Below are 251 nucleotides of genomic sequence, written 5' to 3' on the forward strand. Positions count from 1 at the left end.
CTCCTACTAACATCAGGGGCATTACACATCACTCACCTTCTTTTAATAGGTAGAAGTCGCACACTCAGCAGAGAGAACAAAGCCCTCTACCTCAAAGATGAAAGACTAAACTTTATTTCATGGATCACATTCACACTAGCGGGGGCAGCGCTATCCTCTTACTTCTCTGCAAGCTCAATAAATGTAGAGCTAATAAAACAAGCAGCAATGATGGCGCATAAAAAAAATATGCCTGTCATGGATGCTTGTTT

At 41.4% G+C, this 251-nt stretch carries 1 protein-coding gene; it reads left to right on the top strand.

Annotated elements, in window-relative coordinates:
* On the top strand, nucleotides 1-251 hold a 251-nt coding region (locus Q5762_RS39150; protein ID WP_315897085.1), incomplete at both ends, for a hypothetical protein.

The sequence above is a fragment of the Streptomyces sp. P9(2023) genome (genome assembly GCF_032436795.1).
GTDB lineage: Bacteria > Actinomycetota > Actinomycetes > Streptomycetales > Streptomycetaceae > Streptomyces.